This is a genomic window from Sphingobium subterraneum (genome assembly GCF_014199435.1).
In the GTDB taxonomy this organism is placed as follows: domain Bacteria; phylum Pseudomonadota; class Alphaproteobacteria; order Sphingomonadales; family Sphingomonadaceae; genus Sphingobium; species Sphingobium subterraneum.
On the sequence record NZ_JACIJP010000002.1, the window covers coordinates 504,723 to 528,306 of the forward strand.

Consider the following 23,584-nt stretch of genomic DNA (forward strand, 5'->3'; position numbering starts at 1 on the left):
CTGTCCCTTGCTTTATCCACAGCCTGCCCACAATGTCATCCGCATGAGCCGTTTGCACCTTCATTTGCTGTCCGACAGCACCGGCGAGACGCTGGAAAACGTCGCCAAGGCCGCGATCGGCCAGTTCGAAAATGTCGAGGCCATCCGCCATTTCTGGCCGATGGTGCGCTCGGAAGTGCATCTCACCCGCATCCTGCAGGAAATCGCGGTCAATCCGGGGCTGGTCCTCTTTACGCTGGCCAACCCGCTGCTCCGCCGCAAACTGGAAATGCAGTGCCGGGGTCTTGGCTTGCCGCATGTCGCGCCGCTCGACACGGTGACGGACGCGATGTCGAACATCCTGGGTCAGGAAACGCGTAACCGGCCGGGCCGGAAACATATTCTCGACGCTGCCTATTTTGCGCGGATCGAGGCGATCCAGTACACGATCGCCCATGATGACGGCGTGGGCCATGAAAATTGGGAAGAGGCGGACATCGTCCTCGTCGGTGTGTCGCGTACGTCCAAGACGCCCACGTCCATCTATCTCGCCAATCGCGGGTACAAGACGGCCAACATCCCGCTTGTCCCGGAATCGCCGCCGCCTGATGCACTCTACCGATTGAAGCATCCGCTGGTCGTGGGTCTTACGATCAGCCCGGACCGGCTGGTGCTGATCCGCCGTAACCGGCTGCTCTCGCTCAACCAGGCGCCCGAGACCGCCTATGTCGATCTCGACCGGATTCAGGCGGAGGTCGCATTTGCCCGCCGTATGATCGCCGACAATGATTGGCCGACCATCGACATGACGCGCCGCTCGATCGAGGAAGCCGCGGCCGCCATCATCAACCTGTTCAACGAACGGGGTATGGACGATGGCGAGGCGGACGACAGCACGGGCGAGCGCCTCCCCGCATGACCCTCATCCTTGCATCGCAAAGCGCCAGCCGCCGCACGCTGTTGCAGGCCGCCGGTGTCCCTTTCGCGGCGATGAACCCGCAGGTGGACGAAGAAAGCGCCAAGCTGGCCCTGCGTGCCGAAGGGCACAACGCGCGCCAACTCGCCGACGCGCTCGCGGAACTGAAGGCGCTGAAACTGTCGCGCAAAATGCCCGGCGATCTCGTACTGGGATGTGACCAGACGCTCGAACTGGACGACGGCAGCATGATCGACAAGGCGGTGGACCAAGCCGATGCCGCACACATCCTGCGCCGCCTCTCCGGGCGGACACATAGCCTGCATAGCGCCGCCGTCATCGCGCAAGGCGGTCAGCCGGTGTGGCGGACGATCGAACGGGTCAAGCTGACGATGCGGGAGCTGTCCGACCGGTTTATCGCCGACTATTGCGATCAGGAATGGGACCATGTGCGCTGGTGCGTCGGCTGCTACCGGATCGAGGGGCCGGGGGTACAGCTGTTCACGCGGATCGACGGCACACAATTTGCCATTCAGGGGCTACCCTTACTGGGGTTGCTTGACTTTCTGCGCGTGCGCGGCGTTTTGACGTCATGACTGACTCCACACCCAAACTTCCCTATGCCGAAGTGATCGGTGATCCGATCGCGCACAGCAAATCGCCCTTGATCCACAATTTCTGGCTCGAAAAGCTCGGAATTGAAGCAGAATACCGCAAGACCCACGTCCTTTCGGGTGACCTTGCACGCTATTTCCTCTCCCGCCGTGCCGATCCCGACTGGCTCGGCTGCAATGTCACCATTCCGCATAAGATCGCCGTGATGGACTATGTCGATGATCCGGGCGGTGTAGAAACAAGCATCGGCGCGATGAACACCATCGCCTGCGAGACCGGCGGACCGTTGATCGGCACCAACACCGACGCGGGCGGCTTCCTCGCTCCGTTGCGCGAGGAAGGCTGGCGCGGCGGACATGCGGTGGTGATCGGCAGCGGCGGCGCGGCGCGCGCCATCGTCTATGCGCTGGCGCAGACCGAGGTGCCGGTGACGATCATGGCGCGGAACACCGCCGAGGCCCAGGCTCTGCTCGCCCGCACCGGCGCGCACGGCGACGTGATCGGCATGGATGCGCCGCTTCCTCCGGCCAGCCTGCTTGTCAACGCCAGCCCGCTGGGGATGACGGGCAAGCCGCCGTTGACCATAGACCTCGCACCTTTGCCTGACAGCGCCTTCGTCTACGACATCGTCTATGCCCCGCTTGAAACGCCACTGCTCGCGCAAGCAAAGGCGCGCGGATTGCATGTTATTGACGGTCTTGCGATGCTGATCGGGCAGGCCGCCCTCGCCTTCGACATCTTTTTCGATGCGTTGCCGCCGCGCGAGCATGATGCGGAACTGCGCGCGCGGTTGCTGGCGGGCTGAGCATGGTCGCGCGAGTCTACGCCCTTACCGGGTCGATCGGCATGGGGAAATCGGCGGTCGTCGGCATGTTGCGCAAGCTCGACGTGCCCGTGTTCGATGCCGATGCGGAAGTGCATCGCTTGCAGGGACCGGGCGGTGGCGCGGTTACCGCAATCGAGCGGCATTTCCCCGGCACCACCGGTCCGAACGGCGTCGATCGCGCCAAGCTTGGGGCCGTCGTGCTGGCTCACCCGCATCAGCGCAGGGTGCTCGAATCGATCATCCACCCGATGGTGCGCGCCGGGAGGGAGGCGTTTCTGCGGCGCTTCCGGTCTCGCCCCCTGGTGGTGCTCGATATTCCCCTGCTGTTTGAAACCCATGGGCAAAAGGGCATCGACGGCGTCATCGTCGTCAGCGCGCCGGGCTGGAAACAGCGCGCCCGGGTGCTGGCGCGCGGCAACATGACCCCGGCAAAATTTCGCGCTATTCGTGCGCTTCAGATGCCCGACGCGGAAAAACGTCGCCGCGCGGACTATATTATCGATACCGGCACCACTTTTCATCGTACCCAGGGGCAGGTTCGGCGGTTGGTCGCTTGCCTTCGACGCAAAGCAGGCGGATAAGGGAAGCGGAGAACAACAGAGTCGATGCGCGAAATTATCTTCGATACCGAAACGACCGGTTTCGACCCGCTCACCGGGGACCGCCTGGTGGAAATTGGTTGCATCGAACTGTTTAACCGCGTGCCGACCGGCACCACCTTCCACCGCTATTATAATCCGCAGCGCGCGATGCCGGCGGCCGCCTTTGCGGTGCACGGCCTGTCTGACTCGTTCCTTGCCGACAAGCCGTTGTTTCGTGATGGCGCGCAGGAGCTGCTCGACTTTCTGGAAGACAGCCCGCTGGTCGCGCACAATGCGCGCTTCGACTTTGGTTTTCTCAACCATGAGCTGTCGCTGTGCAACCGTCCGGAAATCAGCCTCGGCCGGATGATCGACACCGTGGCGATGGCGCGCACCCTGCACCCGGGTGCCAAACACAGCCTCGATGCGCTGTGCACCCGTTATGGCATCGACCGCAGCCATCGCGTCAAGCATGGCGCACTGCTGGATGCGGAACTGCTGGCGCAGCTGTACATCGAACTGACCGGCGGCAGGCAGATCGGCCTGACCCTGGCGAGCGAGGAAGACCAAAGGGAGGACGAACGCACTACGCAACTTCTTGTCGCCGTTCAAACGGTTCGGGTTACCCGCCCCGCGCGGACATTTGCGGCAAGCAGCCAGGAACTGGAGAGGCATCGGGCGTTTATTGCCAAGCTGACCGATCCACTCTGGCTTACGGGGTCGGCCGCGCCGGGGGACTGACCCCCATCGCGACCAGCCTCTACGACCGCAGGGCGGCTTTCATCGTCCGACCCTGCGCAAAAACGAAGGAGAACCACAGATGGACATTCGTGTTTCCGGACATCAGGTCGATACGGGCGACGCTCTCAAGCAACATGTCGCAACCCGGTTGGAAGCCATCGCCGAGAAATATTTCTCCCGCACCATTTCCTCTCACGTCACGTTCCGGCGCGCGCCCCATGGCGCTTTTCATTGCGATATCGTTTGCCACGTGATGGCCGGGCTGATCCTCAAAGGTGCCGGCGAAGCGCAGGACGCGCATATCTGCTTCGACCAGGCGGCTGACCGCATCGAGACGCAGCTGCGCCGTTATATGCGTCGCCTGAAGGACCGGCATGCGCAGGCCGCCGCCGCCGAAGCGGCGCGCGACCCCGAAAATGGCAACGGTTTCGATCTTGATGGCGCGGCCTACACTGTCTTTGCAGGATCGCCGGAGGAAGAAGAGCCGGGCGATGCCCCGGTCATCATCGCCGAAACGCGCGTCGACATTCCCGAAGCCAGCGTATCCGACGCCGTGATGATGCTCGATCTGCGCAACACGAATGCGCTGCTGTTCGTCAATGCGGGCACGTCCGCTTACAACATGGTCTATCGCCGTCATGACGGGTCGATCGGGTGGGTTGAACCGCGCGCTTGACGCCTTTTTAACCCCCGCCGGGCTATAGGCGCGTGGCAGAGGTCGCGAGCGGTTGACCTTGACGATCCATGCGCCTATTGCGCCGTGCTTTGGTGATCCATCGAACAGGGCCATGGGTGTTGGGTCCGATGCGAAGCCATTGTCGGCCATTGCCCGCTCCGAGATGTTCAAAATGAATTTTCAGGATTTGATAGTTCCTCAGGCGCTCTCCAGTGGTGCGACCCTCGGCAGCAAGAAGCAGCTGTTCCAGAAGCTCGGCGATATGGCGCACAACGCCTATGGTCTGGATGCCGGGGCGGTCTATGATCGGCTGATGGAGCGCGAGCGACTGGGTTCGACCGGCTTCGGCGGCGGTATCGCCATTCCCCATGCCAAGATCGACGGCCTGACCCGCGTCTATGGCCTTGTGCTGCGGCTCGAAACGCCGCTGGCGTTCGATGCGGTCGACGATGCGCCGGTGGATATTATCTTTTCGCTGCTTTCGCCGATGGACAGCGGGGCCGAGCATCTCAAGACACTCGCCCGCGTCTCCCGTTACTTGCGCAACGCCGTAAACACCGCACGGTTGCGCGGGGCAGGGTCGGACGAAGCGATGTTTGCACTGCTGACCGGCGACGAGGCGCGTGACGCGGCCTGACGGCAAGGCCGACGTGCCCCCGCAGGGCGAACAGGCGCACTTTCGCGCGCTCGAGCGGCTCTACGCCTCCGCGCCGATCAACCGCCTTTTTCCCTCCCAGTTGTCGATCACCGCACCGGGAGAAGCGATCATCCGCTTCGCTGTGGACGAAAGCGTCTATCACGCGGCGGGCGCAGTGCATGGCACGGTCTATTTTAAGATGCTCGACGATGCGGCGTTTTACGCGGCCAACAGTCTGGTCAGCGATCGTTTCCTGCTGACAACCGGGTTCAATCTGCTTTTCACCAAGCCGATCAAGTCCGGTCCGGTGCGCGCCGAAGGGCGCTGGGTCAGTGGCAAGCGGCGGGTGTTCATCGCCGAATCGGTGCTGATTGACGCGGACGGGGAAGAAGTGGGGCGCGGCACCGGGACGTTCATGCGCTCGAAATTCCCGCTCTCCTCGCTTCCCGGCTACGGGCGCTGAGGGCCGGGATATTGGTGAAACACCCATGACCGATCGCCTGGCCAGTCACATGCTCGTCAGCCAGTTGATCCGCCGCGTGCAGGCCGCCGGAGGGTTTGCCACAGTGCTGCGCAAGGGCGATCCGATCAGCGGGATGATCCTTATCCAAGCTCTTGAAAAGGGAGAGGAAACGGGCCTCTTTGAACGCATTGGCGGGCTCGATAACAAGGCAGAACTGGTGCCTGCGGGTAAGGCCCATTGGGGCAACAAGGACGAGATGGCCCAATATATAGCGCGTCGGGTCCGATCGGACCCCGATATCTGGATCGTCGAGCTGGATATCCCGGAAGCAGAACGCTTCGCCGGAGAAACATTGGCCTGAAAGTTGACAGGCGGCGTTCCTGTCGTCATTAGCGCCGCACCAACCATGCGCAGGTTGCCGTGCTGTCCACAGGGGGACGTTCGGTAAACACGCAGACGGGTGGCGGTCCGACGTCCGAGAATAAAGTGAGTAAGCGACGTCTGCGGCCGACCAACCGCACTGTTTTGGACGAATATGAGTTTCCGTTTACGGGCCGCCACGCTGGTGGCCATGACTGTGTCCGCGTTCGCTGCAATCATGGCGAGCGACGCGACCTTGGCCGGCGAAAGCCCGGCCGCTGCTTCGGGTAGCACACCCGTTCTTATTTCCTCCGCCGTTTCGGCGGCTTCGGTCCCAGCCACCCCGTCGCGCAATGTGGCGTTTGGCCCGACCCGCGAGATCGTCCAGCCCTTTGCTGCCATCGGCGCGAAACCTGGCCTCTCCTCCTTTCCCGGATCCGCCCGTTCGCTCGATGCGATGGTTGCCGCGTATGATACTGCGCCCAGCCTCGACGATGAGGGCCGCTGCCTTGCCGGCGCCATCTATTTCGAAGCCAAGAGCGAGAGCCTGATCGGTCAGCTCGCCGTAGCCCGTGTCGTCATCAACCGCGCACGGTCCGGCCGTTTCGCCAGCAGCCTGTGCGGCGTTGTGTATCAGCCCGGCCAGTTCAGCTTCGTGCGCGGCCGTAGCATGCCGTCGATCAATCAGGGCAGCCGCGACTGGCAGGAAGCCGCCGCCATTGCCGAGATCGCGCTCGACAACAAATGGGAAAATCCGGCCGAAGGCGCGCTGTATTTCCACGCCCGCCGGGTATCCCCCAATTGGGGCCGCCAGCGCGTCGCCGCGATCGACAATCACATCTTTTACCGTTGAGCGACAGTATCCGCTGTTCGATGGCGCGCGTCTGCGCCTTAGTGCCTAGAACACCGGCCCCTGCACGGGCGCCTTGGTGGCGCTGCCGGGTTTAGCCTTCGCCAGTGCATCCATGATCGGTCCTGCGCGTCCGTCGCGCTGGGCGTAATCGCGCGCGGACAGGCCTGCGAGTGTGTCGCGCTTGTCCGGATTGGCCCCCGCGTCCACCAGGATACGGATCAGGGAGACGTCACGCAGCTGCACCGCGCGAATCAGCGCGGTCTCGCCGCTGCCATTGGGCTTGTCGACGCTGGCGCCTTTCGTCAGCAGCGCGCGCACGCCATCAGCAAAGCGCAATTGCGTCGCGGCGATCAGCGGCGTGTTGCCCGCCCGGTCACCCAGATCGGGCTTCGCGCCCTTACTGAGCAGAAAGTTGAGCCAGGACAGGTCGCGCCGCGCAACGACGATCATCAGCGCCGTCTCTCCGGTGCTGATGTCCCGGCTGTCGATCAAGGTCGATCCCGGCCTGTCGACCAGTTCCATCACCTTGGCGCCATCCGCATCGCGCACGGCCTTCAGGAAGTTATAGCCTTCGGAAAATTGCGCCTGCGCCACCGGCGCAAACCCCACAACGCCCGGCAACATCGTAGCCGCCACTATCAGTTTAATCCCGCAGTAGCGGGCCATGCGCCGTGTCACCCTGTACGTCTCCTTCTGCACCGCATATATGCGCCGGGTTGATCGGCTTTGGCAATTGTCAAAGCACGTGGATAAGGGCATGGCAGGCGCATCATGAACAGACAGTGGATATCGGCAACACTTCTCGCAGGATGTGCTGTGCTGGCAGGCTGCGGACCCGCTCAGCAGGGCAATACGGCCGCTTCCGAGCAGCCCCCGCTTGCCGGCGCGCGCATCGGCGGCGCCTTCACCCTCACCGATCAGGACGGAAAGTCCGTTCGCTGGGATGATTTCAAGGGCAAGTACCGGATCGTCTATTTCGGCTACAGCTATTGCCCGGATGTGTGCCCGGTCGATCTGCAACGCATCATGCAGGGCTATCGCCTGCTGGAGAAAAAGGCGCCGGCCAAGGTGGCGAAGATCGTCCCGATCTTTATCAGCGTCGATCCGGAGCGCGATACACCTGCGGTGCTCAAGACCTATGTGTCTGCCTTTGATCCGCGCCTGATCGGCCTGACCGGCACCAGCGAGCAGATCGCGGCGGCCGCCAAAACCTTTGTCGTGGTCTATGGCAAGGAAGGCACCGGCAAGGATTATCTCGTCAGCCATACGCGCACGCCCTATCTTTTCGGTCCAGCGGGCGACCCCATCGCGCTGCTGCCTGTCGACGATCCCACGACGGCGGACAAGCCGGAAGGCAGCCCCCAGGATATCGCCGACACGCTTGACCGCTGGGTCCAGTGATGGACGACGCGCTGCGGCCCGATTTCTGGGACCTGCCGCTTGCCGAACTCAACGAACGGGAATGGGAGGCCCTGTGCGACGGGTGCGGAAAATGCTGCCTGCACAAGGTGGAGGATGTCGACACCGGGCGCATCTATGTCACCAATGTCGTCTGCCGCCTGCTCGATAAGGATAAGGGGTGTTGCACCAATTACGCGCAGCGGCGGCGGTTCGTGCCGGATTGTGTGCGACTGACGCCCGGCGACGTTGCGGAGATAGCATGGCTGCCCCTGACCTGCGCCTACCGTCTGCGGGGGGAAGACAAAGAGCTGCCGGAATGGCACTATCTGCGCAGCGGTGACCGGGAAGCGGTGCATCGGGCTGGGCAGTCGGTGCGGGGATGGACCGTTGATGAAGAAGAGGGGCAGGATCTGGAGGACCATCTTGTCGACCGGCCGGTCTAGGCCGCTCCGGTCGCAGGGGGTTGCACTTCGGCCCGAAACACTGCCATCCGGCGCGTTTGCGGACGTTATCGCTGTCGATGGCATCGAGTTTCCGGTGGAGGTCCGCCGTTACGCCGCATCGCGCGGGTACCGTCTGCGCATGGACAGTGCGCGTCATATGCTGCGGCTGTCGATTCCCCAGCGGGGGAATGTTGAGCGCGCCCTCGCCTGGGCGCGAGACCAGCAAGACTGGCTGCGGCGGCAGTGCGAGCGGACCGACAACCGGGTGCCGCTGGTCGATGGCGCGCGCTTTCCGGTCGAGGGGCACGAGGTGGCGTTGTGCTGGCTGGCTGGAGCGCCGCGTGCGCCCCGTCTGGAAGGCGGCCGGCTGATTGTTGGCGGGCCGCAGGAATCGATCGGTCGGCGCGCCGTGCGCTGGCTCAAAGCCCATGCACGCGACGTGCTAACACGGGAAACCCTGGCGCTTGCGGGGCAGCACGGGCTGGATGTCACCAGCGTCGCCATTGGCGATCCGCGCAGCCGCTGGGGAAGTTGCACGAGTGACGGCGCGATCCGCTACAGCTGGCGGCTTATTCTCGCGCCGGTGCATGTGCGGCGCGCAACGGTCGCGCACGAAGTCGCGCATCTGCTGCATATGGACCATAGCCCGGATTTCCATGCCGCCCATGCCCGGCTGTTCGGCGAAGATCCTGGCCCAGCGCGCGAATGGCTGCGTCGTCATGGGGCGGCGCTGCACGGGATAACGGATCAAACATAAACCAAGCGACCGGCGTTGGCTTGGCGTCGGTCTTCACCCGTTACGGCGGTGGGCGGCGTTGCCGGTCGCGGCCCAGCACATTGTCGATCCACTGCTGGTCGATCCTGCCGGATGGCTCCGGTTCGCCCTGGTCGCCCGCGCCATCGGCTTCGGGTAGCGGAACCGCGCCGTCCAGGGGGTTACCGTCCTCGTCGACCTGCGGGCCATCATCGGGTCCGCCGAAATAGGCCTCGTTGTCCGGCTCAAGCTGCCATTCGGGCAGCGTCACCTGCGTTTCGAACTGTTCGACCGGGCGCTTGGCAACCGCGACGCGCATGAAGCTCGCAAACGCCTGCGCCGGAGCACGACCGCCCTGCAGGCCGCCGACCGCGCGCGCGTCGTCCCTCCCCATCCACACGCCGGTGGTGATGCCGCTCGAAAAACCGAGGAACCAGCCATCCTTGTTGCTGCTCGTCGTGCCGGTCTTGCCCGCGACCGGGCGGCCGATCTGCGCGGCGTGGCCGGTTCCGGTGTTGACGGCTGTCTGGAGGAGGTCGGTGATCCCCGCCGCCACCCACGGCGCAATCAGCACACGGCTCGTGTCGTCCTCATGCGTATAGAGCAGTCGTCCGTCGGCGGTCGTGACCCGCGTGATGCCATAGGGCGTCACCGCGATGCCCTTGCGCGCGACCGAGGCAAAGGCGCGCGTCATGTCCAGCAACCGCACGTCGGACGTGCCCAGCACCATGGAGGGATGGGTGTTGATCGGCGTGGTGATGCCAAAGCGGCGGCCCATATCGGCGATCGAGGCAAAGCCGACCTCCTGCCCCAGCTTGGCCGCGACGGTGTTGATCGAATAGGCGAACGCCGTACGGATGTCGATCTGGCCTGAATAGCGGCCAGAGCTGTTGCGCGGGCTCCATCCGTCGATCTCGACAGGCTCGTCGACCACGGCGGTCTCGGGCGTATAGCCGCCCTCCAGCGCCGCCATATAGACGAACAGCTTGAACGCCGATCCGGGCTGACGCACGGCCTTGGTGGCGCGGTTATAGTTGGACGTCACATAATCGAGTCCGCCGACCATCGCGCGCACGGCTCCGTCGCGGTCTATCGCAACCAGCGCGCCCTGCGTCCCCCGGGGGGCATTGCTTTGGATTGCCGCTGTCGCCGCGCGTTGCATGTTGAGGTCGATTGTCGTGTAGACTTCCAGCGGCTCATTGGGTTCGTCGACCAGCACGTCGAGCTGCGGCAACGCCCAGTCGGTGAAATAGCGCACGCTGTTCTGCGGCGGTTCGGGCGCGAGCTTCACGTCGGCTATCTTGGCAGCGTCATGCTGCGCCGAGGAAATGACGCCATTTTCCTCCATGACGTCAAGAACCACACCCGCGCGACCAATGGCGGCCTGCGCGTCGGCGGTTGGGCTGTAGCTGGACGGCGCCTTCACCAGCCCGGCGATGATCGCCGCTTCGGGCAGGCTCAGCGTTGTTGCCGGATGGCCGAAAAACTTGCGGCTCGCTGCATCGATGCCATAGGCGCCGCCCCCGAAATAGACCTTGTTGAGGTACAGTTCGAGAATCTGCTGCTTGGAGAATTTCCGTTCCATCGCCAGCGCCAGCACGATCTCGCGCACCTTGCGCCCCACCGAATAGCTGTTGTTGAGAAAGATGTTGCGCGTCACCTGCTGGGTGATCGTGGATGCGCCCTGCAGACGCTTGCCGGTGCCCCGGTTTTGGATCGCAATCCATGTGGCGCGGGTCAGACCGATCGGGTCGACGCCCGGGTGGTGGTAAAAGCGCTTGTCCTCGACCGAGACCATCGCGTCGACCATCACCTGCGGAATCTGGTCAAAGCCGAGCCAGCGGCCGAAGCTGGGGCCGAGCGATACGATGACGGACCCGTCGGCGGCGTGCACGCGGATCATCTGGCCATTGGGGGAGGATTTCAGGGATTCATAGCTGGGCAGTGACTGCATCGCCACGACGACAGCGACCACCAGCGCGATCAGGCCGGAAAAACCGACGAACAGGCCCGTCTTCAGGATCCGCGCAAGCCAGATTTTTGCCTTACCTGGCGTCGCCATGCCCGTTTTGCCCGCTCCGAAATCGCCGTCATCGTCCGCCCGCGCCAGAGCCGACGGCCCCGGATACGCGCATTACCCAACAGCTACAAGCCGATCCTGCTTGAACGGACCGTGAACCAGGTCGGCGATCAGCGCGGTTTGAAATCCAGCGATGCGCTGTTGATGCAGTAACGCAGGCCATTCTCGCCCGGTCCATCGGGGAACACATGGCCGAGATGTCCGTCGCAGCGCGCGCAGCGCACCTCCGTGCGGACCATGCCATAGGCCGTGTCGCGATGCTCATCGACCGCCTCGCCTTCGACAGGGGCCGTAAAGCTGGGCCAGCCTGACCCGCTGTCATATTTTGTGCCCGCGTCGAACAGCTCTGCGCCACATCCGCCGCACAGGAAGATGCCGTCGGCTTTCAGTTTCTCGTAAGCGCCGGTGAACGCCCGTTCGGTCCCCGCTTCGCGCAGGATGTGGTAACGTTCGGCGCCGAGTTTCTCGCGCCATTGCTCATCGGTCAAGTTCAGTTTTTCCATGGCGTGAATATGTGGCGCGGGCCGACCTTGATCAAGGCCGGGTTTCGATAATCCGCGTATATTGTGCGACGGCGGCGACCAGCGACGGCGCACGCCCCGCGAGTGAGAGGGCGATCGCTCCAAAAGGCGGCTGGGTCAGGATGTCGCGCATCAGGCCCGCCCACCGGATCGGCGCACGGGCCGCGCGGGCAAACTCGACCTGATAGCCGCGCGCACCCTGCGCCCCCCGCTTTTGCCAAGCCTCTGCCGCCCGCGTCGCACTGGCAAGCGCGATGCCGATCCCTTCCCCGGCCAGCGATGGAATGACCGCCGCCTGATCGCCCAGCCGGAACAGACCCTCGCGCGTATCGGTCGACCGCCACCCGTAGGGGATATGCCCGACCGCATCGATCTGCGCGCCGGTGGGGAGATAGGCGAACCGGTCGGCGAGGGCTGGAGACGCGTCGGCCAATTGTTCAAGCAAGCGCGTCGGCCGCCCTCGCGCCGCCGCGAACCGGCTTTTGGTTATCGCGAGGCAGGCGTTGGCCGACCCGTCTTCCTGCAAAACGATACCCAGATAACCGCCCCGGAAGAGGTGCAGTTCAATGGCGTCGCCGATCATGGCCTGAAGCGCGGGATGGGGGGCGAGCCGGACGCGCAGGCCCAGCGCCGGGTTTCCGATCGGCCCGGTATCGCGAGTTGCGCCGCGCAACTCCTGCTTGCCGGTCGCGAGGAAGATGCTGTCGGCTGACATTATCTCGCCATCGGCCAGGATTACCGTGCGATCGTCATCGATCAGGCGAACGACCGTCCCGCGCCGCACCTGCGCGCCCGCTTGTTCCGCTGCGTCGAGGAGATGCGTATCGAGCCGTTGTCGCGACACCCCCATGGCTGGCGCGGGCAGCGGTACGCGCACCGAGCGATGTGGGGTGAACAGCCCCAGGTGCGCAACTCGCTGCCCGCCGAGCTGCGCCGGGTCAACACCAAGCGCCGCGATCTGCGCGAGCGTCGCCCAGCTCAGGAAGCCTCCGCACAGCGCGTCGCCTGTTTCGCGTGTCTTTTCCAGCAACAGCGGTTGCGCGCCCGCCCGCGCAAGGTGAATCGCCGCCGCCGCTCCGGCGGGGCCGCCGCCGATGATCAGCGGATGCGTTCGACGCATAATCGAAACGGAAAGAGGCGGCGGACATGCGCCACGCCATCAAGACCTGCCTGCACCAGCATCGCTTGCCATTCGGCCGGGCGGAACGAGCGGGCGATCGACAGTTGCCCGTCTTCCCGCACGATGCGGTGGACGGCGAGCAGGCGCGCCAGCAGCGGGAAGCCGTAATAAGCGAACGCATGGCGGTGCAGGTCATTGACGAACCAGCCCATCCGCGCGTGAGTTTCCATGAAGGTCAGGAAGGAAAGGCGCTGCTCGTCGCTCATATGATGGGTAACGAGGCTGGAGACGATGATATCCCACGGTTCATTGACGAGATCCGCATAATCGCCCGTGCGGTAGGCGATCGGCGCGCCCGCCGGATGCCGTGCCCGTGCGATATCCTCGCTGCGCGGGTTGAGATCGATGCCGACCAGTTCGCATGCCTTGCCATGCCGCTGTGCCCAGCGTGCGAGGGTCCGCAGCATGTCTCCGTCGCCATAGCCGACATCGAGCAGCCGGAAGGCGTTCCGCCCTTGCATGGCACGGGCCAGAAACCCCACCGTGGGTCGCGCCGCCAGCGTTGCGACATTCACCCGCGCCAGCCCCGCGAGCACCCGCGCGTAAATGGCGGGGGACAGATCTTCCGCGTCCATCTGCTCCTGCGCGGTGGCGCGGGTGGACAGGTCCATCAGGCGAGTTCTTCCTGTACCCACAGATCATGGGATGACAGAACCGAGCCGCTGACCGTGGCGTAGCTGAAGCCCTCCATCGCCACGCCCGGCCCAAAGGCAAGCGCCACGCCTTCGCGCACCGGCGGCCCAGCCAGCACATGTTCGAGCACGAACATCAGTGTCGCCGACGACATATTGCCGTTCTCGGCCAGCACGCGGCGGCTGTTGTCGAGCGCGTCGTCGTCCAGCCCCAGCCCCTGCTCCACCGCGTTGAGGATCGACCGGCCCCCGGCGTGAACCGCCCAGCCATCGATCGCATCGACCGGCACGGGCAACAGCGCGCCGCGCCGCGCCGGATCGCCCAGGGCAGACAGGATTGCGCCGGGCACTTCGCCAGACAAATGCATGGCAAAACCCTCGTCGCCGATCGTCCAGCGGATAAGGTCGCTGCTCCCCGCCAGTGTCGTGGCGAAGGGCGCGCCGATTGCCAGACCCCGCCGCTCGCCCGTAACGAGCGCCGCCGCCGCGCCATCGCCAAATTGCAGCATGGCAAGCAAGGGCTCCAGCATCATGTCGCGCTGCAGATGCAGGCTGGACAGCTCGACGCAGACGACCAGCACTCGTGCGTCCGGCTCCGACCGCACGATATGCCGCGCCGATCGCAACGCCGCGATCGCGGCATAGCATCCCATATAGCCGACCAGCAGCCGCTCGACGCCTGGGGAAAGGTTGAGGCGTGCGGCAATGATCTGGTCGATCCCCGGCGCAACGAAGCCGGTGCAACTCGCCACCACCAGATGGGTGATGCCGCCGAGCGCAGTCTTTTCCGCCAGTGCGCGGATGGCTGAGAGCGCCAATTCGGGCGCCTCGCGCGCGTATATTTCCATGCGTTCGCCGGTTGAGGGCCAGCGTCCCGCGTAAAATCCGCTCTCCGCGCTCAGGGCATCGGCAGGCAGCACCGACCAGCGATGGCCAATCCCGCTCCGCGCCACCATGCGCGTGAACAGCCGCCGATCCCGCTCCTCCGGGATCTGGTTCTGCGCCCAGGCGATAAAGCTCGCGTGTACATCGTTGCGCGGCACGGCGGTGCCGATGGCGTTGATACAGGGTGTGACATGCGGAGGCATCGCGGTTCTCGCCGTCTCGGTCATAGCGTCTCCGTTGCGACGGAGCGGCGATGCTACGACCGATCCATATACAACACCAACGGTTATTGTGCCGATATGGTTGCGGTAGGCTGAACCGAATCGCGGGTGCGCCAACGGCCTTGTTACGATCGTTCCCGCGCCGCCTGCCGGGCAATGGTCAGCAGTTCCTGCCGCGCCGCCAGTTCGCCGGGTCCACGGCTGTCGCGGGTGGCGCGCTCGGCGAGAGAGAGGCGGTGGATCGCGCGGGCGATCGCGGGTGCGTCCCAGCGTTTCACCTGCCGCTGCACTAGCGGCTTGTCCTTCCAGAACACGGCCTTGCCCGCTTTTTCCATCGCCGCGTCGATCCGCCCGTCGCGGTCGAGTTCGGCGCGGATCGAGGCGATCAGCATCGCGCGGGTCAGCAACGGACGAAACAGCCCGGCGAGCGAGGCGCCGCGCACGCCGAGCATGGCAAGCTCATGGTTCACGGTATCGATGTCGCCACCCAGCACCGCATTGACCAACGGACCGATGTCCGCTTCCACGGCTTCGGCCGACAACGCATCGAGCGCCTCATCCGTGGCATCAAGCATATGCTCCGGGCTCGCGTCGAGATAGAGCGCGATCTTCTCGATTTCTCCCGCCATCAGTGCGCGGTCGCCGCCCGTCAGGTCGCAGATGCGACGCGCGAGCGGGTTGGAGAGGCGCAGGCCCAGATCCTTGGCGATAGCGATCGCAATCTGCGCCGCTTCCCGTTCATCGGGCACATAGCTGGCGAGCGCCATCACCTGCGGGTGATCGAGGCAGCGCTTGACGATCTTCGCCGTATTCTTGAGCGCGCCCGCTACGGCGATCACCGGGTTGCCGCCTGGGGGCGATTCGAGCAGTGCGTCGATGGCGGGAAGCGATTCTTCACCGATATTGGCAATGCGGATCCAGCGTTTGTCGCCGAACATCGACATGGACGCCGCCTCGTCCGCTAGCCGTGCGGGATCATTCTTCAGGCCCGGTCCGTCGAGGTCGATCCGTTCGGCCTGATCGCCCATAGCCTTTTCCAGCCGCTTGGCGAGCGCATGACTGCCCGCCTCGTCCGGGCCGTAGAGGAAGAACAGGCGGATGTCGGCCGGTGGCGCATCGAGCGCGCGTTCGATCTGCGGCCGGGTGGCCTTCACGGCTTCCGGGCCGCCGCCTGTTCGCTCGCGGTGCGCTGGGCCAGGCGGGTGACGATCTGATCGGCGATGGTCTGCGCCAGCCGTTCCAGTGCGGTATCTTCGGCCGCGATGGTCGCGTATTCGCTGCTGGTGACGTCGATACCCGCGTCTGACCCAGCGGTGGCGTCAAGCAGTCGGACGCCGGTCGCGCCGTCGAAAAGCTGATAGCGCGCGCGCAGGATACGCCGCTCGCGCGTGACCGAATCGTCCTGCCGTACGCCCGATCCGGTAATCTGGTCGCTCAGCACGACGTCGAGCCGATAGGTCGGCCCCTGACTGGCGGACGTGATCGGCGCGAAACGGTCGTTAAGCGCGTTTCGCACCAGCCAGCCACCCTTGCCCTCGATCGGGGAGACGTCGATCCGCCCCAGTCCCTGTGCCACCGCGCCATGCGTGCCACCGCCATAAAGCGGGCGCAGTCCGCAACCGGATAGCGTGAGCGGCAGGGCGATCGTGGCGAAGAGGAGGATAAGAGCGCGCATCAGACGACCAGATTGACCAAACGATCGGGAACGACAATCACTTTCTTCGGCGCGGCGCCATTCAAGGTGCGCGCGACGTTCGGCGCGGCGAGCGCCAGCGCCTCCAGCGTGGTCTTGTCGGTGCCTTTGGCGACCGTAATCGTGTCGCGCAATTTGCCCATGACCTGGACAGCGATGGTCACTTCGTCCTCGACCAGCAACTTGGGGTCGACGTCGGGCCATGGAGCGTCGGCGATCAGGCTCTCCTCGCCCATTTCCGCCCAGGCTTCCTCGGCGAGATGTGGCGTCATGGGCGCAACCAGCAGTGCAAGGGCGCGGATCGCGGCAGCGCGCGAGGCAGACGGCGCGGCCTTTTCCACCGCGTTCGTCAGCTCGTAGATTTTCGCTACTGCCTTGTTGAACGACAGGCTCTCGATATCTTTTGCGACGCCATCGACGGTCTGGTGCAGCTTGCGGTCGAGCGCCCTATCTTGACTGTCTGCGCCCTCACTGCCCGTGCCAGTGTCGCCTGCCTCGCCGAACAGCCGCCACAGGCGGTTGACGAAGCGCCAGCTCCCCTCGATCCCGCTCGCGGTCCACGGCAGGTCGCGCTCGGGCGGCGAGTCGCTGAGCATGAACCAGCGCACCGCGTCCGCGCCATATTGGTCGATGATGTCATCGGGATCGACGACATTCTTCTTCGACTTCGACATCTTCTCGACCCGGCCAAGCTGGATCGCCGCGTTCGTCGCGGTTTCGATATAGGCGTCGCCGCGCTTTTCCACTTCGGAGGGTGCAAGCCAACGGCCATCCTCCGCCCGGTACGTTTCGTGCGTCACCATCCCCTGCGTGAACAGCCCGGCGAAGGGTTCCGCCACGTCGATCTTCCCCGCATATTGCAGCGCGCGGGTCCAGAAACGGGCGTAGAGGAGGTGGAGGATCGCGTGTTCGACTCCACCGATATACTGCCCAACCGGCAACCAGCGCTCGGCTTCGGCCTTGTCGAAGGGCTTGTCCTGGGGCTGGCTGGCAAAACGGATAAAATACCAGCTCGAATCGACGAAGGTATCGAGCGTGTCGGTCTCGCGCCGTGCGGTTTTTCCGCATGTGGGGCAGTCGACCGTGTGCCATTCCGTATGCCGGTCGAGCGGATTGCCCGGAATTTCGAAGCTCACATCTTGCGGAAGCACGACCGGCAACTGGTCGCGCGGCACCGGCACGACGCCGCAATCCGCGCAGTGGATGAACGGGATCGGGGTGCCCCAATAGCGTTGCCGCGACACGCCCCAGTCGCGCAGCCGCCAGATTGTCGTGCCCTGCCCCCAGCCTTCCGCCTCGGCCCGCGCGATGACGGCGGCCTTCGCGGCTTCCACGTCCATCCCGTCGAGAAAGTCGCTGTTCACCAGCTTCCCCGGTCCGGCATAGGCTTCGTCGTGGATGGGCTTGGCCTCATCCCCCGCCGCAGCGACGACGCGCGGCACGGGCAGCATATATTTGCGCGCGAAATCCAGATCGCGCTGGTCGTGCGCGGGCACGGCCATCACCGCGCCGGTGCCGTACTCCATCAGCACGAAATTGGCGACGAACAGGGGTAGTTTCGCCTGCGTGAAGGGGTGGATCACCGACAGGCCGGTGTCATAGCCCTTCTTCTCCTGCGTCTCGATCTCGGCGGCGGCGGTGCCGGAGCGGCGGCACTCCTCGGCGAAGGCGGCAAGATTCGCGTCGCCCTCTGCCAATGCCAGCGCGATGGGGTGGTCGGCGGCGATCGCGGCAAAGCTCGCGCCGAAGATCGTGTCCGGCCGTGTGGAGAAGACCTCCAGGCTGTCGATGTCGCCGACGGTCTGATCCAGCGCAAAGCGGAACTGCAACCCGACCGACTTGCCGATCCAGTTCGCCTGCATCAGCTTCACCTTGTCCGGCCACTGGTCGAGGCTGTCCAGCCCCGCGAGCAGATCGTCAGCGAACTGGGTGATTTTCAGGAACCATTGGGAAAGCTTGCGCTTCTCGACCGGCGCGCCCGATCGCCAGCCTTTTCCGTCGATCACCTGTTCGTTGGCGAGCACGGTCATGTCGACCGGGTCCCAGTTGACCGCGCTTTCCTTGCGATACACCAGCCCCGCCTCATAAAGGTCGAGGAACAGCGCCTGTTCATGCCCGTAATAGTCCGGCTCGCAGGTTGCGAGTTCCCGGCTCCAGTCGAGCGCGAAGCCCAACCGCTTCAGCTGCGCTTTCATGTTGGCGATGTTGGAGCGCGTCCAGTCGCCGGGATGCACCTTCTTTTCCATCGCCGCGTTTTCGGCGGGCATGCCGAACGCATCCCACCCCATCGGATGCAGTACTTCGTGGCCGGTCATGCGGCGGAAGCGCGCCAGCACATCGCCCATCGTGTAATTGCGCACATGGCCGATGTGGATGCGGCCGGATGGATAGGGAAACATTTCCAGCACATAGGACCGCGGCTTGTCGCTGCTGTCGGATGCGCGGAAGCTCTGCTTCTCGTCCCACAGCTTTTGCCACTTGGCATCCGCCTCAAGCGGGTTGAAGCGCCTCTGCATGCTATGCTCCCTTGGGTGTCACGTCCCTGCGTGACCCGGATATCATATGAATAAGGGCGGAAATCAGCCCTGGTTGATTGCCATGCGGCGCAGGTCGCGCGCTTTGGTCAGGATGATTTCTTCCAGCTTCTGCACGGTTGCCGCCTGGACCGGCGCATCAACCCACTGGCTGCCCTGCAGGACCTGACGGCTCGCCGCGACGCGCAGCGCGTCCGCACGCAGATCCTGATCGAGGATCGACACGGTCAGCTTCATCCGCTCGCCCGCGGCATTGGGGTTGGCGTACCAGTCGGTGACGATCACGCCGCCGTTGGAATCGGTCTGCACCAGCGGCATGAACGACAGCGTGTCGAGCGTGGCGCGCCACAGATAGCTGTTGATGCCGATAGTCGTCACCTTCGACGCGGCGATATCCGCCTTTGGCCGGTCCTTGCCCCCGGACGAACAGGCGCCCAGCGTGGCGACAAGCGCGAGGGCCGAAACGGCGGCGGCAGGCAGAGAGACGGACCGGCGAGACATGACGTACTTCCTCACGTTAAAACTGGCGGGGTCCGGACGGGCGGACACACGACACGATACTCGCGCATCTATAGCCCGCGCGGTGCAATCGGCAAGTGCTGGCTTGCATGGTGGTCCGTTGTGGGATTTGGAGCACAGCCGGAGGGAAAAGCGTTAAGGCGGCTGGCCATCGCTGGAATTGCGGTGTAGGACACTCATATAAGACAATTATCGCGACTCGCAGGTTTAAGGGTATGATCGGCTTAAGGGGAAAATGGTGGATGACCGGCGGCGCATGCGCTGCGCTGGCGCTTGCCATTTCGCCAGCCTTTGGCGCAGCGAGCGACTTGCTTCGGTTCCGCGCTTCCACGCCGGTTTCGCTGGGCGAACTGGGCAGCATTTCCTCCTTCACTCCGTCGATCCATGATCCGCGCCTGTCGTCGGCCTATGCCAAGGCGGCGCTGAGCAGCTCGGCCAAGGGATTTCGTTTCACCCCCACTAGCGGATCGATGAGCGGGCGCCGCTCGATCACCGTGCTGGTGCGCGCGGTCGGCTCGCTCGGCAGCGGCGGTGAGCGCGCGGCTCCGTCGGTCGGTATTGCGCCGGTCGCCTTCAACCTCGACGCTTCGCATGGCTGGCGCAAGTTCGCCCTGCCCGAATCGGTCGGCCACAAGCCGCTTGATCCGGTCATGTTCGACCTGCCCTCCGCACGCGGTTTCAGCATCGACAAGACCCGTTCGCGCATCAGCACCGACGTGCTGCTCGACGCCAAGCGTGACGTCGGCACCGCCGAACAGACTCTGGCGGGCGAGCGCAAATATAGCGTGAATGTCGCGAGCAGCTATTCGCTGACCCGCAACCTGAACGTTACCGCCGGGGTGCGTTATTCGGGGCCGGACAACCGCCTCGCGCCGATCACTGACCAGCGGCAGGACAACCAGGCCGTCTATCTCGGCACGGTCTTCAAATTCTGATTCGCTTTTGATGGTGTGAACACCCTGCGGCGTTTTCGCACGCGGTTCCGATAGGCTGTCGAGTCGGGCGCACGACGGATGCATAGTCCCCGGCGGTCGGAGCCGGTTTTGCTAAATCCTTGATCCAAAAAGGCTGATTCCGGCGCGATCTTCGTCCCTGTTAATCCTTTGGGTCTGCTCTGTGCCATCGCAAGACGGGCAGTTGCACCCCCTCGTCATCCCCGTTCTTTTGCGGCATGAATGCCAAAACGAGGACAATTGATGACACGCCGCCCTTATTCCCGCCCCGAAAAAATTGCTGCCGGATTGTGCGCGGTCCTGGGACTGATCGCTGTCGTGATCTGGGGCGTATCGCTGTCGCATTATTTGGCAAAGCCCCATCAAGCGGCGTCCTCCGGGCCCACATATGTTCGGCCCGCCGCGCCAACAACTCCTGCTGCGCCCGCGCCCAAGCCATCGCAAACCGCCGCGGCCACCACGCCTTCTATGCAACCTCCCGCCAACAGCTTCGTCGTAAAGCGGATCCTGAAGATCGACCAGCCCTTCGATCATGGCGACTATGTATGGGACGATGCCGGAGTGCCACCCGGCCCGATCGTCATCACCGTCGATCTCGCGGCGCAGACGCTGTCGGTTTTTCGCGGCGGCTATGAAATCGGCGCCGCGGTCATCCTCTACGGGGCGAACGACATGCCGACGCCGGTGGGCACCTATCGCATCACCGAGAAAGACGCTGACCACGTCTCGAACCTCTATCACGCGCCGATGCCCTATATGCTGCGCCTGACGAACGACGGGATCTCGATCCACGGCAGCGATGTCCAGCTCAACGCGGGAACGCACGGGTGCATCGGCGTTCCGACACCCTTCGCGCGCAAACTGTTCGCGCAGGCCAGGCTCAGTGACGTGGTGATCGTCACCAATGGCAAGATGATGGATCTCAGCGGCATATCCTGAGGAGCCGGACGGGGAAGGAAATGGTGCTGCCGGTGAGGATTGAACTCACGACCTCAGCCTTACCAAGGATGCGCTCTACCACTGAGCTACGGCAGCATGACCATTCCGCGTCCACGGCCACATCGACAGGCGTCGAGCGGCGGGATGCGGGGCTATGGCCTTGCACAGGGCGGATTGTCAAGGCGCGCTTGCCGTCCGCCGCTGTTTTTCGCTACATGGCCCGATGCGAGAGAGTGACGCGGAAAAGAAGAGACGGCTGGCCGAAGCCCTGCGCACCAACCTGCGTCGCCGCAAGGCGCAATCCCGCGCGGGTGAGGGGGATGCGCAGCCTGTTCCGGCCGAGCCTGATTAAAGCGGCGCGCACGCCCGATCCAGCCAGGCCTTTGCCTCGCCGTCGAGCTGCGGCCCGATAACAGCCAAGACCCGCGCGTGATAGGCATCGATCCACGCGCGCTCGGCCGGATCCAGAAACGCCGTGTCGATCAATGCCCGGTCGATCGGTGCAAAAGTCAGCGTCTCGAACCCGAGCATGGGCTTTTCCGCTCCATCGACCGCCTTTTCGACGACCAGCACCAGATTCTCGATGCGGATGCCATAGGCGCCCGTCTTGTAATAGCCGGGCTCGTTGGAAATGATCATACCCGCGCGCAGCGGCTCGTCACCGCCGCCAAAAGTCGCAATCCGCTGCGGCCCTTCGTGGACGGAGAGGAAGCTGCCCACGCCATGACCGGTGCCGTGCGCATAATCTAGCCCCTGTTCCCAGAGCGCCCGCCGTGCGAGCGTATCGAGCTGGCCACCGCGTGTCCCCTGGGGGAAAACAGCGCGAGCGAGCGCGATATGCCCTTTGAGGACCAACGTGAAATGGCGGCGCATGTCCGCGCTCGGGGTACCGATCGCTATGGTGCGGGTCACGTCGGTCGTGCCGTCGCGATATTGCCCGCCCGAATCGACCAGATACAGCATGTCCGGCGCGATGCGGCGGTCTGTCTCCGGCTCAACCCGGTAATGGACAATCGCACCGTTCGGACCGGCCCCGCTGATCGTGTCGAACGACAGGTCGACCAGCAGGCCGCCCTCCTCGCGAAACGCGCGCAGCCGGTCGGCGGCGGAGAGTTCGGTCTGGCTGCCCTTCGGCCCCTCGATCGACATCCAGTGGAGAAAGCGGCTGAGCGCTGCGCCATCGCGCGCCTGCGCCGCCTTGTGGCCGCCGATCTCGGCCGGATTCTTGATCGCTTTCGCCAATACCACCGGATCGCGCACCGTATCGATGGATGCACCGCCATCGTCCAGCGCCGCGAAGATCGCCGCGACCGCGCGTTCGGGGTCGACTGCGACCGTTTTCCCCGCATAGTCCTGCGCCAAAGCCGCTGCGAAATCAGCGCGCGGGCGGAGCATGACACGGTTGCCCAGATGCGCGCGCACCGCGTCCGTCACCTTTTCGGGCGCGACGAACAGCTCCGCGCTGCCATCGCTGCGCACCACGGCATAGCTCAACGCGACCGGCGTGCGCGCCACGTCACTACCCCGGATGTTGAACGCCCAGGCAATCGAATCGAGCGCGCTCAGCACGACGGCATCGTCGCCGCGCTCGCTCAGCCAGGCGGCAATGTCGGCGATCTTGTCGGCGCTGGTTTTGCCCGCATGGGCCATGTTATGCACGACCAGCGGGGCGAGGCTGGGAGCGGGCCGGTCGGTCCACACGGCGTCGATAGGATTGTCCGGCGTCGCGACCAGTTCCGCGCCCTTCTTCACCAGCGCCGCCTGCGTGTCCCCCACCCATGCCCGGGTGTGCAGCCACGGGTCGTAGCCGATGCGCGCACCTGTGCCGACATGCTCCGCCAGCCATCGCGCCGGGGATGTCTGCGGAAGGTCGCAATATTCGTACAGCGTGCCATCGACCTGATCGCGCACCTGGAGCGTATAGCGCCCGTCGGTGAAGATTACGGCGCGGTCGGCCAGCACCGCCGCGCTTCCCGCCGATCCGCCGAAGCCGGTCAGCCACGCCAGCCGCTGCGCATAGCTGCCGACATATTCGCTCATATGTTCGTCGGTCAGCGGGACGACGAACCCGTCGAGCGTCTGACGCGCCAGCTGCGCCCGCAACGCGGCGAGCCTTTCATCGGCAGTGGACAATGTGACTTCCTTGTTTAATCGGCTATGCACCCAACATAGGGGATTGCGC

General features: G+C 64.5%; 27 protein-coding genes and 1 tRNA gene. 16 read left to right on the forward strand and 12 right to left on the reverse strand.

Translation table 11 applies throughout. From position 1 onward, the window contains the following. The first annotated feature begins 43 nt into the window (after positions 1 to 43). From FHS92_RS09150 to FHS92_RS09195, 10 genes are all read left to right on the forward strand, one after another. The gene (locus FHS92_RS09150) at positions 44 to 898 is read left to right on the forward strand and encodes a pyruvate, water dikinase regulatory protein (RefSeq protein ID WP_184079738.1); all 855 of its coding nucleotides are present in this window, start codon (positions 44 to 46) and stop codon (positions 896 to 898) included. Next, positions 895 to 1,491, forward strand: a complete 597-nt coding sequence (locus tag FHS92_RS09155; RefSeq protein ID WP_184079739.1) for a Maf family protein — start codon at positions 895 to 897, stop codon at positions 1,489 to 1,491. Before FHS92_RS09150 ends, FHS92_RS09155 begins: the two co-directional genes overlap by 4 nt. After that, positions 1,488 to 2,315, forward strand: a complete 828-nt coding sequence (aroE, locus tag FHS92_RS09160; protein ID WP_184079741.1) for a shikimate dehydrogenase — start codon at positions 1,488 to 1,490, stop codon at positions 2,313 to 2,315. Before FHS92_RS09155 ends, aroE begins: the two co-directional genes overlap by 4 nt. 2 nt (positions 2,316 to 2,317) lie before the next feature. Further along, positions 2,318 to 2,917 carry a dephospho-CoA kinase gene (gene coaE, locus FHS92_RS09165; RefSeq protein WP_184079743.1) on the forward strand — a complete coding sequence of 200 codons (600 nt, stop codon included), beginning with the start codon at positions 2,318 to 2,320 and terminating at the stop codon, positions 2,915 to 2,917. A 24-nt stretch (positions 2,918 to 2,941) separates the two neighbouring features. Beyond that, on the forward strand, positions 2,942 to 3,658 hold the full coding sequence (gene dnaQ, locus FHS92_RS09170; RefSeq protein ID WP_184079745.1) for a DNA polymerase III subunit epsilon: 717 nt from the start codon (positions 2,942 to 2,944) through the stop codon (positions 3,656 to 3,658). 79 nt (positions 3,659 to 3,737) lie between these two features. Further along, entirely contained in the window at positions 3,738 to 4,334 is a 597-nt protein-coding gene (gene hpf, locus FHS92_RS09175) for a ribosome hibernation-promoting factor, HPF/YfiA family (protein WP_184079747.1), read from the forward strand. A gap of 112 nt (positions 4,335 to 4,446) precedes the next feature. Beyond that, a complete protein-coding gene (locus FHS92_RS09180) occupies positions 4,447 to 4,971 on the forward strand; it encodes a PTS sugar transporter subunit IIA (RefSeq protein ID WP_425506237.1) in 525 nt (174 codons plus the stop codon). After that, positions 4,958 to 5,434 carry a PaaI family thioesterase gene (locus FHS92_RS09185; RefSeq protein ID WP_343056708.1) on the forward strand — a complete coding sequence of 159 codons (477 nt, stop codon included), beginning with the start codon at positions 4,958 to 4,960 and terminating at the stop codon, positions 5,432 to 5,434. Before FHS92_RS09180 ends, FHS92_RS09185 begins: the two co-directional genes overlap by 14 nt. A gap of 25 nt (positions 5,435 to 5,459) precedes the next feature. Next, positions 5,460 to 5,795, forward strand: coding sequence for a DUF1491 family protein (locus tag FHS92_RS09190; protein WP_246351883.1), 336 nt, complete (start codon positions 5,460 to 5,462; stop codon positions 5,793 to 5,795). Positions 5,796 to 5,969: 174 nt separating this feature from the next. Continuing rightward, positions 5,970 to 6,647 (forward strand): cell wall hydrolase, encoded by a 678-nt coding sequence (locus FHS92_RS09195; RefSeq protein WP_184079749.1) that lies wholly within the window; start codon positions 5,970 to 5,972, stop codon positions 6,645 to 6,647. 45 nt (positions 6,648 to 6,692) lie between these two features. Here the strand turns inward: FHS92_RS09195 and FHS92_RS09200 are convergent, their stop codons facing one another. Continuing rightward, positions 6,693 to 7,271 (reverse strand): ankyrin repeat domain-containing protein, encoded by a 579-nt coding sequence (locus FHS92_RS09200; protein WP_246351922.1) that lies wholly within the window; start codon positions 7,269 to 7,271, stop codon positions 6,693 to 6,695. A 147-nt stretch (positions 7,272 to 7,418) separates the two neighbouring features. On the opposite strand from FHS92_RS09200, the gene FHS92_RS09205 reads away from it, so the two are divergent. Genes FHS92_RS09205 through FHS92_RS09215 form a run of 3 tightly spaced genes read left to right on the forward strand, consistent with a single transcriptional unit; the run spans position 7,419 to position 9,248 of the window. Continuing rightward, positions 7,419 to 8,048 (forward strand): SCO family protein, encoded by a 630-nt coding sequence (locus tag FHS92_RS09205; RefSeq protein WP_184079751.1) that lies wholly within the window; start codon positions 7,419 to 7,421, stop codon positions 8,046 to 8,048. Then, entirely contained in the window at positions 8,048 to 8,491 is a 444-nt protein-coding gene (locus tag FHS92_RS09210) for a YcgN family cysteine cluster protein (protein WP_184079753.1), read from the forward strand. Before FHS92_RS09205 ends, FHS92_RS09210 begins: the two co-directional genes overlap by 1 nt. Next, positions 8,472 to 9,248, forward strand: a complete 777-nt coding sequence (locus tag FHS92_RS09215; RefSeq protein ID WP_246351884.1) for a M48 family metallopeptidase — start codon at positions 8,472 to 8,474, stop codon at positions 9,246 to 9,248. Before FHS92_RS09210 ends, FHS92_RS09215 begins: the two co-directional genes overlap by 20 nt. Before the next feature lie 40 nt (positions 9,249 to 9,288). Here the strand turns inward: FHS92_RS09215 and FHS92_RS09220 are convergent, their stop codons facing one another. From FHS92_RS09220 to FHS92_RS09260, 9 genes are all read right to left on the reverse strand, one after another. Further along, positions 9,289 to 11,307, reverse strand: a complete 2,019-nt coding sequence (locus tag FHS92_RS09220) for a transglycosylase domain-containing protein (protein WP_184079757.1) — start codon at positions 11,305 to 11,307, stop codon at positions 9,289 to 9,291. 128 nt (positions 11,308 to 11,435) lie between these two features. Continuing rightward, a complete protein-coding gene (gene msrB / locus FHS92_RS09225) occupies positions 11,436 to 11,828 on the reverse strand; it encodes a peptide-methionine (R)-S-oxide reductase MsrB (RefSeq protein WP_184079759.1) in 393 nt (130 codons plus the stop codon). 31 nt (positions 11,829 to 11,859) lie between these two features. Then, positions 11,860 to 12,966 carry an NAD(P)/FAD-dependent oxidoreductase gene (locus FHS92_RS09230; RefSeq protein WP_184079761.1) on the reverse strand — a complete coding sequence of 369 codons (1,107 nt, stop codon included), beginning with the start codon at positions 12,964 to 12,966 and terminating at the stop codon, positions 11,860 to 11,862. Then, positions 12,945 to 13,637: a methyltransferase domain-containing protein gene (locus tag FHS92_RS09235; protein WP_184079763.1), complete on the reverse strand. Its 693-nt coding sequence runs from the start codon at positions 13,635 to 13,637 to the stop codon at positions 12,945 to 12,947. Before FHS92_RS09235 ends, FHS92_RS09230 begins: the two co-directional genes overlap by 22 nt. Further along, positions 13,637 to 14,770 (reverse strand): type III polyketide synthase, encoded by a 1,134-nt coding sequence (locus FHS92_RS09240; protein ID WP_246351885.1) that lies wholly within the window; start codon positions 14,768 to 14,770, stop codon positions 13,637 to 13,639. Before FHS92_RS09240 ends, FHS92_RS09235 begins: the two co-directional genes overlap by 1 nt. A gap of 119 nt (positions 14,771 to 14,889) precedes the next feature. Beyond that, positions 14,890 to 15,918 carry a DNA polymerase III subunit delta gene (gene holA, locus FHS92_RS09245; RefSeq protein ID WP_184079765.1) on the reverse strand — a complete coding sequence of 343 codons (1,029 nt, stop codon included), beginning with the start codon at positions 15,916 to 15,918 and terminating at the stop codon, positions 14,890 to 14,892. Beyond that, positions 15,915 to 16,439, reverse strand: a complete 525-nt coding sequence (gene lptE / locus FHS92_RS09250; RefSeq protein ID WP_184079767.1) for an LPS assembly lipoprotein LptE — start codon at positions 16,437 to 16,439, stop codon at positions 15,915 to 15,917. The genes holA and lptE overlap by 4 nt, the downstream gene beginning before the upstream one ends. Then, entirely contained in the window at positions 16,439 to 18,973 is a 2,535-nt protein-coding gene (gene leuS / locus FHS92_RS09255) for a leucine--tRNA ligase (RefSeq protein WP_184079769.1), read from the reverse strand. Before leuS ends, lptE begins: the two co-directional genes overlap by 1 nt. Before the next feature lie 63 nt (positions 18,974 to 19,036). Continuing rightward, positions 19,037 to 19,492, reverse strand: a complete 456-nt coding sequence (locus FHS92_RS09260) for a DUF3576 domain-containing protein (protein WP_184079771.1) — start codon at positions 19,490 to 19,492, stop codon at positions 19,037 to 19,039. 260 nt (positions 19,493 to 19,752) lie between these two features. Between FHS92_RS09260 and FHS92_RS09265 the strand changes: the two genes are divergently transcribed. Next, on the forward strand, positions 19,753 to 20,445 hold the full coding sequence (locus FHS92_RS09265) for a hypothetical protein (protein ID WP_184080327.1): 693 nt from the start codon (positions 19,753 to 19,755) through the stop codon (positions 20,443 to 20,445). A 261-nt stretch (positions 20,446 to 20,706) separates the two neighbouring features. After that, on the forward strand, positions 20,707 to 21,402 hold the full coding sequence (locus tag FHS92_RS09270; RefSeq protein WP_184079773.1) for a L,D-transpeptidase family protein: 696 nt from the start codon (positions 20,707 to 20,709) through the stop codon (positions 21,400 to 21,402). A gap of 21 nt (positions 21,403 to 21,423) precedes the next feature. On the opposite strand, the gene FHS92_RS09275 is transcribed toward FHS92_RS09270, so the two are convergent. Next, positions 21,424 to 21,498 (reverse strand) — tRNA-Thr (locus FHS92_RS09275). A gap of 127 nt (positions 21,499 to 21,625) precedes the next feature. Here FHS92_RS09275 and FHS92_RS18545 point away from each other — a divergent pair. After that, positions 21,626 to 21,754 carry a hypothetical protein gene (locus FHS92_RS18545; protein WP_281377781.1) on the forward strand — a complete coding sequence of 43 codons (129 nt, stop codon included), beginning with the start codon at positions 21,626 to 21,628 and terminating at the stop codon, positions 21,752 to 21,754. Here FHS92_RS18545 and FHS92_RS09280 read toward each other — a convergent pair. Continuing rightward, positions 21,751 to 23,535, reverse strand: a complete 1,785-nt coding sequence (locus FHS92_RS09280; RefSeq protein ID WP_184079775.1) for an aminopeptidase P family protein — start codon at positions 23,533 to 23,535, stop codon at positions 21,751 to 21,753. The genes FHS92_RS18545 and FHS92_RS09280 overlap by 4 nt on opposite strands. Positions 23,536 to 23,584: the final 49 nt, after the last annotated feature.